Annotated in this window: 14 protein-coding genes; all 14 read right to left on the reverse strand. The window is 74.4% G+C overall.

Translation table 11 applies throughout. The features are described 5' to 3' along the window. Nucleotides 1–21 precede the first annotated feature (21 nt). The 14 genes from P2424_RS06640 to P2424_RS06705 all read right to left on the reverse strand — a co-directional run bounded on the left by P2424_RS06640 (nucleotide 22) and on the right by P2424_RS06705 (nucleotide 15,376). Complete coding sequence (locus P2424_RS06640; protein WP_346660069.1) at nucleotides 22–483, reverse strand: monovalent cation/H+ antiporter complex subunit F; 462 nt, start codon at nucleotides 481–483, stop codon at nucleotides 22–24. Further along, nucleotides 474–1,058, reverse strand: a complete 585-nt coding sequence (locus P2424_RS06645; RefSeq protein ID WP_276474854.1) for a Na+/H+ antiporter subunit E — start codon at nucleotides 1,056–1,058, stop codon at nucleotides 474–476. The genes P2424_RS06640 and P2424_RS06645 overlap by 10 nt, the downstream gene beginning before the upstream one ends. Next, nucleotides 1,055–2,806 (reverse strand): Na+/H+ antiporter subunit D, encoded by a 1,752-nt coding sequence (locus P2424_RS06650; RefSeq protein ID WP_276474855.1) that lies wholly within the window; start codon nucleotides 2,804–2,806, stop codon nucleotides 1,055–1,057. The genes P2424_RS06645 and P2424_RS06650 overlap by 4 nt, the downstream gene beginning before the upstream one ends. Before the next feature lie 82 nt (nucleotides 2,807–2,888). Then, on the reverse strand, nucleotides 2,889–3,524 hold the full coding sequence (locus tag P2424_RS06655) for a Na(+)/H(+) antiporter subunit C (RefSeq protein ID WP_276474856.1): 636 nt from the start codon (nucleotides 3,522–3,524) through the stop codon (nucleotides 2,889–2,891). Then, nucleotides 3,521–6,586 carry a Na+/H+ antiporter subunit A gene (locus P2424_RS06660; RefSeq protein WP_276474857.1) on the reverse strand — a complete coding sequence of 1,022 codons (3,066 nt, stop codon included), beginning with the start codon at nucleotides 6,584–6,586 and terminating at the stop codon, nucleotides 3,521–3,523. Before P2424_RS06660 ends, P2424_RS06655 begins: the two co-directional genes overlap by 4 nt. 84 nt (nucleotides 6,587–6,670) lie before the next feature. Then, complete coding sequence (lgt, locus tag P2424_RS06665; protein WP_276474858.1) at nucleotides 6,671–7,693, reverse strand: prolipoprotein diacylglyceryl transferase; 1,023 nt, start codon at nucleotides 7,691–7,693, stop codon at nucleotides 6,671–6,673. Between the two features lie 151 nt (nucleotides 7,694–7,844). Further along, nucleotides 7,845–8,585, reverse strand: a complete 741-nt coding sequence (locus P2424_RS06670; RefSeq protein ID WP_276474859.1) for a thioredoxin domain-containing protein — start codon at nucleotides 8,583–8,585, stop codon at nucleotides 7,845–7,847. Between the two features lie 230 nt (nucleotides 8,586–8,815). Next, a complete protein-coding gene (gene trpA / locus P2424_RS06675; RefSeq protein WP_276474860.1) occupies nucleotides 8,816–9,673 on the reverse strand; it encodes a tryptophan synthase subunit alpha in 858 nt (285 codons plus the stop codon). After that, nucleotides 9,670–10,914: a tryptophan synthase subunit beta gene (gene trpB, locus P2424_RS06680; protein ID WP_276474861.1), complete on the reverse strand. Its 1,245-nt coding sequence runs from the start codon at nucleotides 10,912–10,914 to the stop codon at nucleotides 9,670–9,672. The genes trpA and trpB overlap by 4 nt, the downstream gene beginning before the upstream one ends. Before the next feature lie 309 nt (nucleotides 10,915–11,223). Next, nucleotides 11,224–12,045, reverse strand: coding sequence for an indole-3-glycerol phosphate synthase TrpC (gene trpC / locus P2424_RS06685; protein ID WP_276474862.1), 822 nt, complete (start codon nucleotides 12,043–12,045; stop codon nucleotides 11,224–11,226). A gap of 221 nt (nucleotides 12,046–12,266) precedes the next feature. Beyond that, complete coding sequence (locus P2424_RS06690) at nucleotides 12,267–12,686, reverse strand: DUF2752 domain-containing protein (RefSeq protein WP_276474863.1); 420 nt, start codon at nucleotides 12,684–12,686, stop codon at nucleotides 12,267–12,269. A gap of 23 nt (nucleotides 12,687–12,709) precedes the next feature. Further along, nucleotides 12,710–12,988 carry an HGxxPAAW family protein gene (locus tag P2424_RS06695; RefSeq protein WP_276474864.1) on the reverse strand — a complete coding sequence of 93 codons (279 nt, stop codon included), beginning with the start codon at nucleotides 12,986–12,988 and terminating at the stop codon, nucleotides 12,710–12,712. A gap of 160 nt (nucleotides 12,989–13,148) precedes the next feature. Then, a complete protein-coding gene (locus tag P2424_RS06700) occupies nucleotides 13,149–13,862 on the reverse strand; it encodes a TIGR02234 family membrane protein (protein WP_276474865.1) in 714 nt (237 codons plus the stop codon). Beyond that, nucleotides 13,859–15,376: an anthranilate synthase component I gene (locus P2424_RS06705; RefSeq protein WP_276474866.1), complete on the reverse strand. Its 1,518-nt coding sequence runs from the start codon at nucleotides 15,374–15,376 to the stop codon at nucleotides 13,859–13,861. The genes P2424_RS06700 and P2424_RS06705 overlap by 4 nt, the downstream gene beginning before the upstream one ends. Nucleotides 15,377–15,430: the final 54 nt, after the last annotated feature.

Raw genomic sequence — 15,430 nt, forward strand, 5'->3', positions numbered from 1 at the left:
GCTCCTCCCGGCTCCGGTCCGTCACGGCGATCCCCGGTGCGGGCCCGGCCCCTCGCGACCGCCGCCGGGCGCGGGGCCCGAGGAGCCGGCGGGGGGCTCGCCGGTGCCCTCGCTCTCGTCCACGTCCTCGGTTCCGGCCTCGTCCCGCAGCGCCATGAAGCGCGCGACCCCGACCGAGCCGGTGAAGCCGAGAAAGGAGAGGACCAGCAGGACGGGCAGGTAGAAGGCGTTGCCGCGGATCGCCGACTGGAGGCCGATGCCGGCCATCACGACGGCCACCAGCACATCGAGCGCGACGGCGCGGTCCAGCGTCGAGGGTCCCCGCACCAGCCGCAGGGTGACCAGCAGACCGGCGGCCAGCAGCAGCCCGGCGATCACCGCGGCCGTGATCTCGAAGGCCGGGGCGTCGTGCACGGCGGCGGTCAGCACCCGGGCCGGTTCCGCCGGGAGCGCCGCGCACGCCTGCCGCACCGTCACCGCCACCGGCCGAACACCTCCTCCGCGGCCTCGGAGGCGCGGATCGCGGCGACGTCGGCGTGGGTGCCGAACGCCTCCACGACCCGGGTCTCCAGGCGGAGCGCGTCCCGCCGGGCCCGCGCCTGCTCCTCCTCGTTCTCGCCGCCGAGCACGTGCAGATAGAGGGTTCCGGAGCGGCGGTCGACCTCCAGGACGGTGCTGCCGGGTACGGCCGTGACCGCGACCGCCGTGACGGTCAGCATCAGGTCGCCGGGGCAGCGCATCTTCACCGCCAGCACGGCGCAGCGCGGGCGGCCGAACGCGAGCATGTAGCGGTTGATCCGCCAACTGGAGACGACCATGTCCAGCACGAACCGGACGACGAAGCGCAGAATGCCGAGCGGGTGGGCCCGGGCCTGCTTCTCCACCGGAGGCAGCGGGAAGACGAGCACCACCAGAAGCGCGACGAGCACCCCGGTCACGACGTTGGCCGGGGTGGGGGTGCCCCACAGCAGCAGCCACAGCAGGGTGAGGCCGCACACCATGGGCCACTGGGTGGCGCGCATCCGGCTCGCTTCGGGGAGCCGCTGAGGGGCCGTCATCTCCGCATCACCGCCTCGACGTAGGGGCGGCGGGCGAGCATCTCGTCCGCCGCGCGGCCGGTCAGTCCGAACAGAGGCCCCGCGAGCACGGTGAAGGCGAGCCCGAACAGGACGAGGGCCGCGGTGGCCCCGGCCATGCTGGCGGGGAGCGAGCTGGTGGTGGTGATCTCCTGGCCGCCGAAGGTGGTCGTCACCCGGCGCCGCATAAGCACCGAGAGGCCGCCGGTCGGCCACCCTCCGGCGGCGCCGGGCTGCCGCCCCGGCGACCCGGCGCCGGGGCCCGCGCCCCCGGCCGGCGCGCCGGAGCCGGCCGTGTCGCCGGTGCCCGCTTCGGGGGTGTCCTCCTCCCGGGACTCCAGCACCGTGCCGGCCGCGCACATCTCCGGTGTCGCGGCGCGCCAGAAGGCCACGTTCCACGCCTTGGTCAGCGCGTACAGGGTGAGGAGGCTGGTGACCGTGCCGCCCGCCACCAGCAGATAGGCGAGCACCCCGCCGTCGTCCACCCCGGCCCGCAGCAGCCCGAGCTTGCCGAGGAACCCGGAGAGCGGCGGGATCCCGGCGAGGTTCAGCGCGGGGACGAAGAACAGCACGGCCAGCAGCGGGGAGAGGCGTGCGAGGCCGCCGAGGCTCTGCAGGTCCGTGGTGCCGGTGCGGCGCTCGATCAGTCCGGCGACGAGGAAGAGGGTGGTCTGGACGGTGATGTGGTGGGCGACGTAGAACACCGCGCCGGAGATCCCGGCGGGGCTGCCCAGCCCGATCCCGAAGACCATGTACCCCATGTGGCTGACCAGGGTGAAGGAGAGCAGCCGTTTGAGGTCGGTCTGCGCGACCGCGCCCAGGATGCCGACGAGCAGCGAGAGCAGGGCCAGGACCAGCAGGACGTCGCCGATGCCGTCACCGGGGAACAGCAGCGTCTGGGTGCGCAGTATCGCGTAGATGCCGACCTTGGTGAGCAGTCCCGCGAACACGGCGGTGACCGGCGCCGGGGCGGTGGGATAGGAGTCGGGCAGCCAGGCGGCCAGCGGGAAGACGGCCGCCTTGATGGCGAACACGCCCAGCAGCGCGATCTGCAGGACCATGGCCACGCCGTCGGGCAGGACGTCCAGCCGGGAGGGCAGTTGGGCCATGGTGACGGTGCCCGCCGCCGCGTACACCATGGCGACGGCGGCCAGGAACAGCATGGAGGACAGCAGCGAGACGATCGCGTACGTGGCCCCGGCGCGGATCCGCGCCAGAGTGCCGCCGATCGTCATCAGCACGTAGCTGGCCGTCAGCATCAGCTCGAAGCCGACGTAGAGGTTGAACAGGTCGCCGGCCAGGAAGGTGTCCGAGACCCCGGCCACCAGCACCAGATAGGACGGGTGGAAGACGGACAGCGGAGTGGCCTCGTCGTTGTCGGCCAGGCCCTGGCCCACCGAGTAGACAAGGACGGCCAGCGTCACCGACGAGGAGATCACCAGCATCAGCGCCGCGAGCCGGTCGGCGACCAGCACGATCCCGACCGGCGGCGCCCAGCCGCCCGCGAACATCACCTGCGGACCGTGCCGGTCGGCGGCCACCAGCAGCAGCAGTGAGACGACGAGGACGGCGAGCAGCACGGCGGCGCTGATGAACCGCTGCACCCGCTCCAGCCGGGCCCCGATGGCCAGTTTCAGTCCGGCCGCGCACAGCGGCAGGATCACCGGCAGCGGCACCAGGAGTCCGGCCGCGGCCGCCCCGCCGGCCGGGCCGGCTCCGCCGCTCACCATGCGCGCCCGCCCGCGGTGCGGCTCCGGCCGGGTGCGGGCCCCGGGCCGGGGACGGTGCGCCGCCCCGCCGGGTGCGGGCCGGTCACCGGTCGGCTCCCAGGATGGTCTGCCACGGGTCGTCCTCCCCTACGATCTCGTCCGCCGTCTCCTCCGCGCGGGCCTGCCGGACGCGGAAGGCCCGCGCGTCGGCGCGGGCGCGCCGGCGCAGTTCCCGGTAGCGGTCGCGGGCCGTGCCCAGCCGCTCGAAGGCGGTGTGCTCCCGCGCCTCGCGCTCCTCCTCGCTGCGGGCCAGCGCCCGGTACTCCAGGCGCCGCTTGTGGTAGGCGGCGCGGAGCCGTTCGCGTTCCTCCGCGTAGGTGGCGCGGCGCACGATGCGGATGTCCTCGGTGTCGTCGGGGACGTCGTCGTTGCCGGAGTGCTGCCAGGCGCGGTAGGCCATCGTCGCCAGGAACGCGGTCAGCGCGAGGGTGATGACGATGGCGGTCAGGATGAACGCCTGGGGCAGCGGGTCGGACATCGTCCGCGGCGAGGTGCCCGGGTAGAGCAGCGCGGCGTCGCCGTCCGGCCCGGAGGTGGCCAGCACCAGCAGGTTGATGCCGTTGCCGATGAGGACCGCGCCCAGCACGATGCGGGTCAGCGGCCGGGCCAGCAGCAGCGCCGTTCCGCAGGCGAACAGCACGCCGCCGCAGCCCACCAGGGCGATCGACCCGGTCGTCATGGGCGGCCCTCCCCGCCGCCGGCCGGGCCGGTGCCCCGCTCGCGCTCCAGGCGGCGGTCGATCTCCGAGCCCAGGCTGCGCAGCACGTCCAGGACGACGCCGAGGACCAGCACGTAGACCCCGGTGTCGAAGAGCACCGGGCTGGCCGCGTGGAAGGGCCCGACCAGCCAGAAGTCGCCGGTCACCTTGCCGGAGGCCAGCACGCTGCCGCCCAGCCACAGGCCCGCCAGACCGGTGCCGGTGATGATCAGCAGTCCGAGGCCGAGCAGGAAGCCGGCGTCCACGGGTGCGGCGGCGGCCAACTCCAGGCGGCCGCCCGCCAGATAGCGCACGGCCAGTGCGAGCCCGGCCACCAGCCCCGCGGTGAAGCCGCCGCCGGGCTGGTTCTCGGCGGAGAAGAGCAGGTAGAGGGAGAGCACCACGATGGGGTGGAAGACCAGCCGGGCCATCACCTCGAACATCACCGAGCGGCCCTCGGGCGCGAGTGTGGAGCTGGCCGCCAGCCAGGTGCGGCGGGGCGCGACGGGCGAGCCGCGGGGCGGCCGGGCACCGGGGCGCAGCGGCAGCTTCCAGGCGTCCCGGCGGCCGGCGCGCGGTCCGGTGTCCCCGCCGGCGCCGGGCGCCGCTGCCGAGCGGTCCAGGGCGATGCTCGCGGAGCCGGGGACGGCCCCGGTGGGCGCTCCGGGGCCGGCGACGGGCGCGGTCGGCGGCGGGCCGCCGGTCTCCTCGGTGCCCGGTACGGGCTGCGCGACGGGCACCCGGACGCGGCGGCGCAGATAGACGAGGCTGGTCACGCCGACGGCGGCGGCGGCCAGTACGGCCGACTCGCCCATGGTGTCCCAGGCGCGCAGGTCCACCAGGGTGGTGGCGACCACGTTGCGGACGCCTTCGTGTGCTGTCGCCGAGAACAGCCCGGGGCCGGAGGGCAGGGCGGTGCGTGCGGCGAGGCAGAGGTGCAGCAGCGCGGCGAGCAGTCCTCCGGCGGCGGCGGAGAGGACGAGCTGCACCCCCCGGCGCGTGCGCCACCTGCGGCTGCCGTCGGGGAAGCGGGCGGGCAGTCTGCGCAGGACGAGGACGAAGACGGTGAGCGAGACCGTCTCGACGGCGAACTGGGTCAGCGCCAGGTCGGGCGCGCCGTGCAGCACGTAGAGGAGTCCGGCGCCGTATCCGGTGACCCCGGCCAGGACGGCCGCCTTCATCCGCTGCTGCGCCAGGACGCACAGCACGGCGACTCCGGCGACGCCGACCGCGACGACGAGTTGCGGGACCGAGTCGTACCAGCGCACTGCGCCCGGGGCGGACCAGGGCGCGCCCGCGATCAGCCGGGCGGTCTGGAAGCCGAACAGGACGATCAGTGCGGTGCCGAGGTAGACGGGCAGCGAGCCGCGCTGCACGGCGCCGGTGACCTGGAGCGAGAGCCGCTCCAGCGCCCACAGGGAACGGGCGAACACCTGGTCGCCGTCGACCTGTGAGAGCCGTCCGCCCAGTGCGGCCAGTGGACGGCCGGCCAGGAAGACCGCCGCACCCAGTACCCAGGAGACCGCCGAGAGGCCCAGTGCGGGGCCCCAGCCGTGCCAGAGGGCGAGGTGGTAGGGGGAGACGCCGCTGGGGAAGGTGTCGGCGTACCGGGCCAGCAGCGGGTCGAGCCACTGGGAGCCGGGGCCGAGCAGGAGGCCGGCGAGCGCGCACAGCAGGGGCGGACCCAGCAGCAGCGGTGCCACGCGGGTGCCGGGGGCCACGGTGACCGGGGCCAGCGGCGGGGCGCCGCTCTTGCGCGCGAAGGCACCCCACAGGAAGCGGAGCGTGTAGGCGGTGGTGAGTGCGGAGCCCAGGACGACGGCCGCCAGGGCCCATGCCTCGCCGGGTCCGGCCGCCAGCAGTGCCGAGACGGCGGCTTCCTTGCCGACGAACCCGAGCAGCGGCGGCAGCCCCGCCATCGAGAGCCCGGCGAGCACGGCGACGGCGGCCAGTGCGGGCAGCGACCGGCCGACCCCGGAGAGCCTGGTGAGGTCGCGGGTGCCGGTGAGGTGGTCGATGGCGCCGACGGTGAGGAAGAGCGGCGCCTTGAACAGGGCGTGCGCCAGGATCACATCGGCGCCCGCCAGTGCGGCGTCCCGGGTGCCGTCGCCGACCAGCACGGTGAGGAAGCCGAGCTGGCTGACGGTGCCGAAGGCCAGCAGCAGCTTCAGGTCCGTCTCGCGCAGCGCCCGCCAGCCGCCGAGCAGCATGGTCGCGCTGCCGAGCACGAGGACCATGGGCCGCCAGGGCGGTACGTCGGCGAAGCCGGGGGCGAGCCGCGCGATCAGATAGACACCGGCCTTGACCATGGCGGCGGCGTGCAGATACGCGGAGACCGGGGTGGCCGCTGCCATCGCTCCGGGCAGCCAGAAGCTGAACGGCCACACGGCGGACTTGGACAGCGCCCCCACCAGCACCAGCACCAGGCCGCCCGCGACAAGCGCTCCTCCTCCGGGCGGATCGGCGAGCATGCGGGAGATCCGGTAGGTGTGCGCGGCGTGCCCCAGCATCAGGAATCCGACCAGCATCACCAGTCCGCCCAGTGTGGTGACCAGCAGCGCCTGGAGGGCGGCGCGCCGGTTGGTGCGGTACTGGGAGCTGTGCCCGATGAGCAGGAAGGAGAAGACCGTGGTGAGTTCCCACAGCACGTACAGCACGATCAGGTCGTCGGCCAGCACCAGGCCGAGCATGGCCCCGGCGAAGGCGGTGAGTGCTCCGGCGAAGGCGCCGAGCTGCGGGGTGCCGGGCGCGAAGTAGGCCGCGCAGTAGAGCATCACCAGGGCACCGATGCCCCCGGCGATCAGCACCATCACCAGTGCGAGCGCGTCACATCGCAGTGCGAGGTCGACCCCGAGCGCCGGGATCCACGGGGTGTGCGCGCTGAGCGCGCCGCCGTCGGCCACCTGGTCGTAGTGCGCCGCCGCCCACCCGGCCGCGGCGGCGGGCGCCGCCGCGAGCAGCAGGAACGCGCGCGGGCCGAGCAGCCGCACCAGCGGCGCGGCACAGCACGCGGCCACGACGTGGACGACGATCAACCACAGCACTCACCGAGAATTGCATACATAGCCGCCCGATTCGGACAGGCGGCTCGCCCCCTGCCCCGCCAGGGGCCCCGGCGGACCGGTGTGTCAGGAAGCGGGTCCGTCGGCCGTCTTCCGGGACGACTGCGACTTCTCCGCCGCGGACCGCGCCTCCCCGGCGTCCTCGCCGGACTCGGAGGGCTCCTCGGACGGCTTCTCGGACGACTCGGCCGCGGCGGGCTCGTCCTCCGCCGACTCCGCGTCCGGGGCCGGATCCGCGTCGGCACCCGCGTCCGGTTCGGCCGGCTCCAGCTCGACGACCTCCTCGCGGCCGGGCCGCTTCCTCGCGGAGACGACGATGTAGAGGACCGCCAGCAGGAAGACGACGATCGCCGTCCAGTTGTTCAGCCGCATCCCGAACACGTGATGCGCGTCGTCCACCCGCATGTACTCGATCCAGAACCGTCCCACCGTGTAGGCAGCGACGTAGAGCGCGAACGCCCGGCCGTGCCCCAGCTTGAAGCGGCGGTCCGCCCAGATCACCAGCAGGGCGACCCCGACGCACCACAGCGACTCGTACAGAAAGGTGGGGTGATAGGTCGCCAGATCGGGCGTGTCGACCGGCCGGTGCGCAGGGTCGATCTCCAGGGCCCACGGCAGATCGGTCGGCCGCCCGTACAGCTCCTGGTTGAACCAGTTGCCCCAGCGGCCCAGCGCCTGCGCCAGCACGATCCCCGGCGCCACGGCGTCCGCGTACGCGGGCAGCGGGATGCCGCGGCGGCGGCAGCCGATCCAGGCCCCGAGCGCGCCGAGCGCGATGGCGCCCCAGATGCCCAGCCCGCCGTCCCAGATACGGAAGGCGTCGACGGGGTTGCGGCCCTCGCCGAAGTAGAGCTGGTAGTCGGTGATGACGTGGTACAGCCGACCGCCGAGGAGGCCGAAGGGAACGGCCCAGACGGCGATGTCGGCGACCGTGCCCGGCTGCCCGCCCCGAGCGACCCACCGGCGCCCGCCGAGCCAGACCGCGGCGAAGACGCCGAGGATGATGCAGAGCGCGTAGCCGCGCAGCGGGAGCGGCCCGAGGTGAATCTCACCGGCCGACGGACTGGGGATAAAGGCAAGGGTCTCCATGGCGCCCCTGACGGTACCGTGCCCGGCCGCACCCCGGACAATCAGCCCGCACAACGGCTGGATAACACCGGGGGCGCCTGCCGGACCCGCGGGCACGGCGAGGACCGCGCCCGCGGCCGCCGGCGGCCGCCGAGGGGCGGAGGGAGGCGGGCTAGCTCTTGCGCTCCACCAGTTTCCGCAGCCCGTCCGGGGTCAGCTGCTCCGAGGGGTCGCTGAAGACGTCCTTGCCGTTCAGCAGGACGGTGGGGGTGCCCTGGTGGCCGGACTTGCGGAAGTCCTCGTCGGAGCGCTTCACCCAGTCGTCGTGCCGGCCGCCGGTCACACACGAGCGGAACTCGGGGTCGACCAGTCCCTCCACCTTGCCCGCCAGCCGGATCAGCCGCTCGGTGCTGGCGAAGGCGTCCTCCTGCTCGCGGGGCTGGTTGCGGTAGAGCACGTCGTGGTACGGGCCGAACTTCCCCTTGTCACGGGCGCAGGCCACCGCGTTGGCCGCCTCGTGCGAGCCCCGGCCGCCCATGTTGCCGTCGATCAGCGTCACCAGGTGGTATTCGGTCCGGAGCTTGCCCGCCCGCTCCAGGCTCTTGATCGTGTCCCGGAAGGAGTTCTCGAACTGGGCGCACGCCGGGCAGCGGAAGTCCTCGTAGACCGTGAGCCGGGCCGGGGCGCCGCGCTGCCCCACGGTGACCGGCTTCGCCGACTGCGAGCCCTGGTCGTCACCGCCCCGGGCGGCCAGGGTGATCCCGACCCCGGCGGCGACGGCCAGCACCCCGGCGACCACCGCGCCCACCTTGAGCGAGCGCCACCGGCGCTCAGTTGCCTTGTCGCGCTCCCGCTGGGCCCGCAGGCGTTCGCGGGCCGAGCGCTTGCCGCCGTCATTGCTGTTCTGGCTCATCACGCCCGACCCAACGAGAGGGGCCGGTCGCCGACGGGCGCGCTGCGCCCTATTTCACCCGAAAGAGCCGTTCGGTGGGGCGGGGACGCGACGGGACCGAGGCCGGTGGCCGAGGGGCCGGTGGCCGAGGGGCCGGTGGCCTGCCGAGAGCCGCGGCGCGGGGCCGGGAGCCGCGGGATGCCGCGACCCCCGGCCCCGGCCGAGGCCCGGCGCGGTGCCTCAGCAGCGCCTCAGCGCCGGACGCCCTCCGCGAGGGCCGCGGCGAGCTGCCGCACCTCGTCCAGCCCGGCCGCCAGGGTGTCGGCCTCCAGCAGCCGCTTGACGAACGCCGAGCCCACGATGACCCCGTCGGCGAACGCCGCGACCTCGGTCGCCTGCGCGGGGTTGGACACCCCGAGGCCCACGCAGACCGGCAGGTCGGTGGTGGAGCGGACCCGCTCGACCAGTTCGCGGGCTTCCTCGCCCACCGACTCCCGGGGCCCGGTGACCCCCATCAGCGAGGCGGCGTAGACGAAGCCGCTGCCCGCCGCGGTGATCCGGGCGAGGCGCGCCTCCCGGCTGCTGGGGGCGACGACGAAGACCGTGCCGAGCCCGGCGTGCTCGGCCGCCTTCCGCCACCCCTCGGACTCCTCGACCGGCAGGTCGGGCAGGATGCATCCGGCTCCGCCCGCCGCCGCCAGCTCCTCGGCGAACCGCTCGGCGCCGTACCGGTCGACGGGATTCCAGTACGTCATGACCAGCACCGGCTTCCCGGTCGCCGCGTGCGCCTCGCGGACTGTGCGCAGCACGTCCGCGATCCGCACCCCGCCCTCCAGCGCGATGGTGTCCGCGGTCTGGATGACGGGCCCGTCCATCACCGGGTCGCTGTGCGGCAGCCCCACCTCGACCACGTCGCAGCCGCTCTCCAGCAGCGCCGTGCAGGCGGCGATACCGCCGTCGACGGTGGGGAAGCCGGCCGGGAGGTAGCCGACGAGCGCGGCCCGGTTCTCGGCCCTGGCCCGCGCGAGCGTCTCGTCCAGCAGCCGCACGTTGCCGCCCGCGGCGGCGGAGACTTCGGTGGCTCCCGTTTCCTCGGTGTGCCCGCTCATGCCCGTTCCCCTTCCGCGCCGTCCAGCAGGCCGAAGTACCGCGCGGCCGTGTCCATGTCCTTGTCGCCACGGCCCGAGAGGTTCACCAGGACGATTCCCTCGGGGCCCAGCTCCCTGCCCAGGTCCAGGGCGCCCGCCAGCGCGTGCGCGCTCTCGATGGCCGGGATGATGCCCTCGGTCTCGGAGAGCAGCCGCAGCGCCCGCATCGCCTGGTCGTCGGTGACCGGCCGGTACTCGCCCCGGCCGCTGTCCTTGAGGTGGGCGTGTTCGGGGCCGATGCCCGGGTAGTCCAGCCCGGCGGAGATCGAGTAGGGCTCGGTGATCTGTCCCTCTTCGTCCTGCAGCACGTAGGAGCGCGAGCCGTGCAGGATGCCGGGCTCGCCCGCGGTCAGCGTGGCCGCGTGCTCCCCGGACTCGACGCCGTGCCCCGCCGCCTCGAAACCGACCAGCCGCACGCCGGTGTCCGGCAGGAAGGCGTGGAAGAGCCCGATCGCGTTGGAGCCGCCGCCCACGCAGGCGGCGACGGCGTCCGGCAGCCGTCCGGTGCGCTCCAGCACCTGCCGCCGCGCCTCGACACCGATCACGCGGTGGAAGTCGCGCACGATCTGCGGGAAGGGGTGCGGTCCGGCGACCGTGCCGAAGAGGTAGTGGGTGCGGTCGACGTTGGCGACCCAGTCGCGGAACGCCTCGTTGATGGCGTCCTTGAGAGTGCGGCTGCCCGAGGCGACGGGCACGACCTCGGCCCCGAGCATCCGCATCCGGGCGACGTTCAGAGCCTGCCGCTCGGTGTCGATCTCGCCCATGTAGATGGTGCATTCGAGCCCGAAGAGGGCGCACGCGGTGGCCGTGGCCACGCCGTGCTGGCCCGCGCCGGTCTCGGCGATGACCCGGGGCTTGCCCATCCGCTTGGTGAGCAGGGCCTGCCCCAGCACGTTGTTGATCTTGTGCGAGCCGGTGTGGTTGAGGTCCTCGCGCTTGAGGAGGACCCGGGCACCGCCCGCGTGCTCGGCGAACCGCGTGACCTCGGTCAGCGCGCTGGGCCGACCGGTGTAGTTGACCAGCAGGTCGTCGAGCTCGGCGGCGAAGGCGGGGTCCGCCTTCGCCTTCTCGTACTCCGCGGCCACCTCGTCGACGGCGGCGACCAGGGCCTCGGGGATGAACTTGCCGCCGAACGCGCCGAAGTATCCGGCGACGCTGGGGCTGTGACCCTCGGGATCGGGAATGAAGTAGTCGGACGGCATACCGAACGCTGCTCCTTGCGAGTGGGCTGATGTGACGGCTCCGGGCCCCGGCTCCTCCCCGGGCTCCGGCCGGCAGCCGGAGGCGCGCCCGCGCGGGGGCGGGCGGGCAGGGGCGCTCCCCTCAGCGGGGTGCGGGCGGGCAGGGGCGGGTCAGCGCCATCGGCGGCCGCGGATCACGCCCGGCTCGCATCCGATGTGGTATCGGACGGACCGGCCGCGCACCCGGCGCGCGGGCGCCCGGCACCCGCGCGGACGGCACCCGCGCGCCAGCGCGAGGGAGCACAGGGAGACCACAGCCGTCATCGCGTGTCAGTCCCTCCCCCCGTGGCGGAGCGCGGGGTGAGCGCCCGCGGCCACGAGGTCGGAGACAGCGGTGCGCGGATCCTTGCCCGTCACCAGCGACTCCCCCACCAGGACGGCGTCGGCCCCCTCGTTCGCGTACGCGATCAGGTCGTGCGGACCGCGGACACCGGACTCGGCGATCCTGACGATGTGGTCGGGGATCTCGGGAGCGATCCGGGTGAAGTTGCCGCGGTCCACCTCGAGGGTCTTCAGGTTCCGTGCGTTGACGCCGATGATCTTCGCCCCGGCCGCCACCGCACGCTCGGCCTCGTCCTCGTCGTGCACCTCGACCAGCGGGGTGAGACCGATGGACTCGGCACGCTCGATCAGCGAGACCAGGGCCTCCTGCTCCAGCGCGGCGACGATCAGCAGCACCAGGTCGGCGCCGTGCGCGCGGGCCTCCCACAGTTGGTAGGAGGAGAAGACGAAGTCCTTGCGCAGGACGGGGATGTCGACGCGGGCCCGGACCGCCTCCAGGTCAGCCAGCGAGCCGCCGAACCGGCGGCGCTCGGTGAGGACGGAGATGACGGCGGCGCCGCCGGCCTCGTAGTCGGCGGCGAGCCCGGCCGGGTCGGCGATGGCCGCCAGCGCGCCCTTGGACGGGCTGGAGCGCTTCACCTCGCAGATCACCCGTACCCCGGCCGCACTGTCGCCCTTGAGTGCCGCGAGCCCGTCCTTGGCCTGGGGTGCCCGGGCGACGCGCTCCTTGAGCTCCTCGAGGCTGACGCGCGCCTGCCGCTCGGCGAGGTCTTCCCGCACGCCTTCGATGATCTCGTCGAGCACACTCACCGAGCGGCCTCCTTGCTGGCTGGGGTTCGGGCTGGATACGGGTCGGGCGCCGGGCCGGCGGCGGATAAAGGTTCCGGGGCGCTCCTCGGAGGCGGAGCAGGGGATGGTCGGGTGGGCCCCTGTGATGGTATCCGCCCCGGCACGGAGGTCCCGCATCCGGTTGACCACAGTCCCATATAGCGGACAAATCACCGCCCCGGTGGCCGTGCGGGCGCGGCTGCTCAAGGAGCCAGGCCGGCTCCGAGGGGCGTATTCCGGACAACCGTGAACGCGACCGCCAGCGCCCCGAGGGCCCACCAGTGCCAGGCCCGCAGCCGCACCGGGAAGGTGTAGCGGCGGCCCCGGACCGCGCCGACGGCCCAGTGCAGCCAGCCCAGCGCGAAGCCCGCGAAGAGCAGCACGGCGAGGACGTTCGCGCCCAGCGCGGTGCCCAGGTCGCCCTGGGTGACGGCGTGCGCGCTGCGCAGCCCGCCGCAGCCGGGGCAGTACAGGCCGGCGACGGTCAGGAAGGGGCAGGCCGGGTAGTGGCCGGGCTCGTTGGGATCGACGACGGCCACAACCGCGAAGGCCGCGCCCACCGCGGCGAGACTGCCGAGGGGCACGGCCAGCCGCGGCACCGCTCCGGTGAGGCGGTGCCGCACGGTCGCGGCGTCCTGCCGGTCGCTCAGGAGTGCGCCTTGTCGGCGACCGGCCGGTGCGCCTGCTCGTGCGCCAGCTTGTGGGCCCGGGCCTGCTCGGCCGTCAGACCGGGGGACTTCGACTGGCCCATCCCCGCCGCCCGCATGATGCCGCCGATCACAGCGCCCGCCCCGATGACGACCAGCCCTGCGATCACACCGACGGGCTGCGCCAGCACCGTGAAGGCGGAGGCGACGCAGAAGCCGACGAAGGCGGTGATCGAGCCGGTCCAGGCGGCCGGGGTGTGTCCGTGGCTGTGCGCCATGAATGCTCCTTGAGTCACAACATGAGGTGGGGCCACCCGGCCCGTTCGCCGCCCATTCTCCCCCTTCAGCGCCCGCGCGGGGGCACGGGGGTCGACCGTACGGCCGCGGCGGACCACGGGCCGGTGCCGGACGCGCGCGCGGACGCCGCGGAGCCGCGGCTCAGGCGGTGCCGTGCGTGGGGTCCTCGCCGCGGTCCAGGGCCTTCCACAGGTCCTCGGGCCGGTCGGGGTCGACACGGCGCGTCCGGGCGGCGCGCTGCCGCAGCGGGGTGCGCTCGTAGCGGGCACTGCCGGACATCGAGGGCCAGCCCGCGCCGTACCGTAGCGCCAGCAGCCCGGCGACCAGGAGCAGCGCCCCGCCCACCGCTGACACGTACGGCCAGGCGCTGACGTCCGCGGCGCCGATACCGCTGTCGGTCAGGCCGCTGGTCTCGGCGGCCTCGGCGGAGAGCGCGCCGGTGTCGTCGGCCCCCAGCAGCGCCGAGGCCAGGACGGCGGCGCCGCACAGCGCGAGCAGCCCGGCGACGATCCGGCGCACGGCGCGGCGTACGGCGAAGACGGCGACGAGCGCGGCGAGGCCGACCAGCGCCAGTGCGCTGGGCAGGCCGGTGACGTCGCCGCCCTCGGCCCTGACCGGCACCTGACCCTCGGCGAACTCGGCGGTGGAGGTGCTCCAGGTCTGCCCCGCGGAGACCAGCGCGAGGGCCGCGCCCACCGCGCCGCACAGCAGGGCCGCCGCCAGCGCGGTGCGGGCCGCGCGGGAGCGCGATGTGCCCGGGCGGCCGGCGTGCGGGGCGGGCTCCGCTTCCGGCCGGCCGGGGTGCGGGCCCCCCTCGGTACCGTCCGGATCCTGCGCGGGGGTCGAAGAAGTCACGCCTCCACGCTACCCCCGAGGCGTTCGGCCGTCCGGACCGCCCTCAGCACGGCCGCGGCCTTGTTGGCGCACTCGGTGTCCTCGGCCTCGGGGTCGGAGTCGGCGACGACTCCGGCGCCCGCCTGGACGTACGCGGTCCCGTCCCGCAGCAGTGCGGTGCGGATGGCGATGGCGGTGTCGGAGTCGCCCGCGAAGTCGAGATATCCGACACATCCGCCGTAGACGCCGCGCCGGGTGGGCTCCAGCTCCTCGATGATCTGGAGGGCACGCGGCTTGGGCGCCCCGGACAGCGTGCCGGCCGGGAAGCAGGCGGTGAGCGCGTCGAACGCGCTACGGTCCTGGGCCAGTTGCCCGGTGACGGTCGAGACGATGTGCATCACGTGGCTGTAGCGCTCGATCGACATGAAGTCGACCACCTCGACACTGCCCGGTTCGCAGACCCGCCCCAGGTCGTTGCGGCCCAGGTCCACCAGCATCAGGTGCTCGGCCCGCTCCTTGGGGTCGGCCAGCAGCTCCTCGGCCAGTGCGGTGTCCTCGCCCGGGGTGGCGCCGCGCGGCCGGGTCCCGGCGATGGGATGCATCATCGCGCGGCCGTCCTCCACCTTGACCAGCGCCTCGGGGCTGGAGCCGACGATGTCGAAGCCCTCGAAGCGCAGCAGGTACATGTACGGGCTCGGGTTGGTGGCCCGCAGCACCCGGTAGACGTCCAGGGCGCTCGCCTCGCAACGGGCCTCGAACCGCTGCGAGGGCACCACCTGGAACGCCTCCCCACCGCGGATCCGCTCCTTGATGTCCTCGACCCAGCCCCGGTAGGTCGCTCCGGCCGACCGGGCCTCGAGGGGCGGGAGTTCGGAGGCCGGCAGCGCCACCGGATCGACGGGGGCGGGGCGCGCGAGGTCGGCGGCCATCGCGTCCAGCCGCCGCACGGCGTCCGCGTGCGCCTCGTCGACGCCGGTGTCCAGGTCGTTGTGGTTGATCGCGTTGGCGATCAGCAGCACCGTGCCGTCGCGGTGGTCGAGGACGGCCAGGTCGGAGGTGAGCAGCATCGTCAGCTCCGGCAGCCCGAGGTCGTCCGCGGTGCCGGGGTGGCGGCCGATCTTCTCCAGCCGCTGGACGATGTCGTAGCCGAGGTAGCCGACCATGCCGCCGGTGAACGGCGGCAGCTCGCCGCCGCGGTGCAGGTCGCGCGGGGTGTGCAGGGCTTCGACGGTTTCGCGGAGCGCGACGAGCGGGTCGCCGTCGGTGGGGACGCCGACCGGCGGGGTGCCCTGCCAGTGCGCTTCGCCGTCGCGCACGGTCAGCGACGCTTCGCTGCGCACCCCGACGAAGGAGTACCGCGACCAGGTGCGGCCGTTCTCCGCGGACTCCAGCAGGAAGGTGCCGGGGCGTTCCGCGGCGAGTTTGCGGTACAGGGCGATGGGGGTGTCGCCGTCCGCCAGCAGGCGGCGGGTCACCGGGACGACCCGCCGGTTCTTGGCGAGCGTCCGGAAGGTTGCGAGGTCAGGCGCCGTCATGGCGCCTCACCCTACTGGTCCGGCGGCGGCGCGGCGTCGGGGTCACCGGCCGCG

Origin of the sequence: Streptomyces sp. WMMB303 (assembly GCF_029351045.1) — a bacterium.
Lineage (GTDB): Bacteria > Actinomycetota > Actinomycetes > Streptomycetales > Streptomycetaceae > Streptomyces.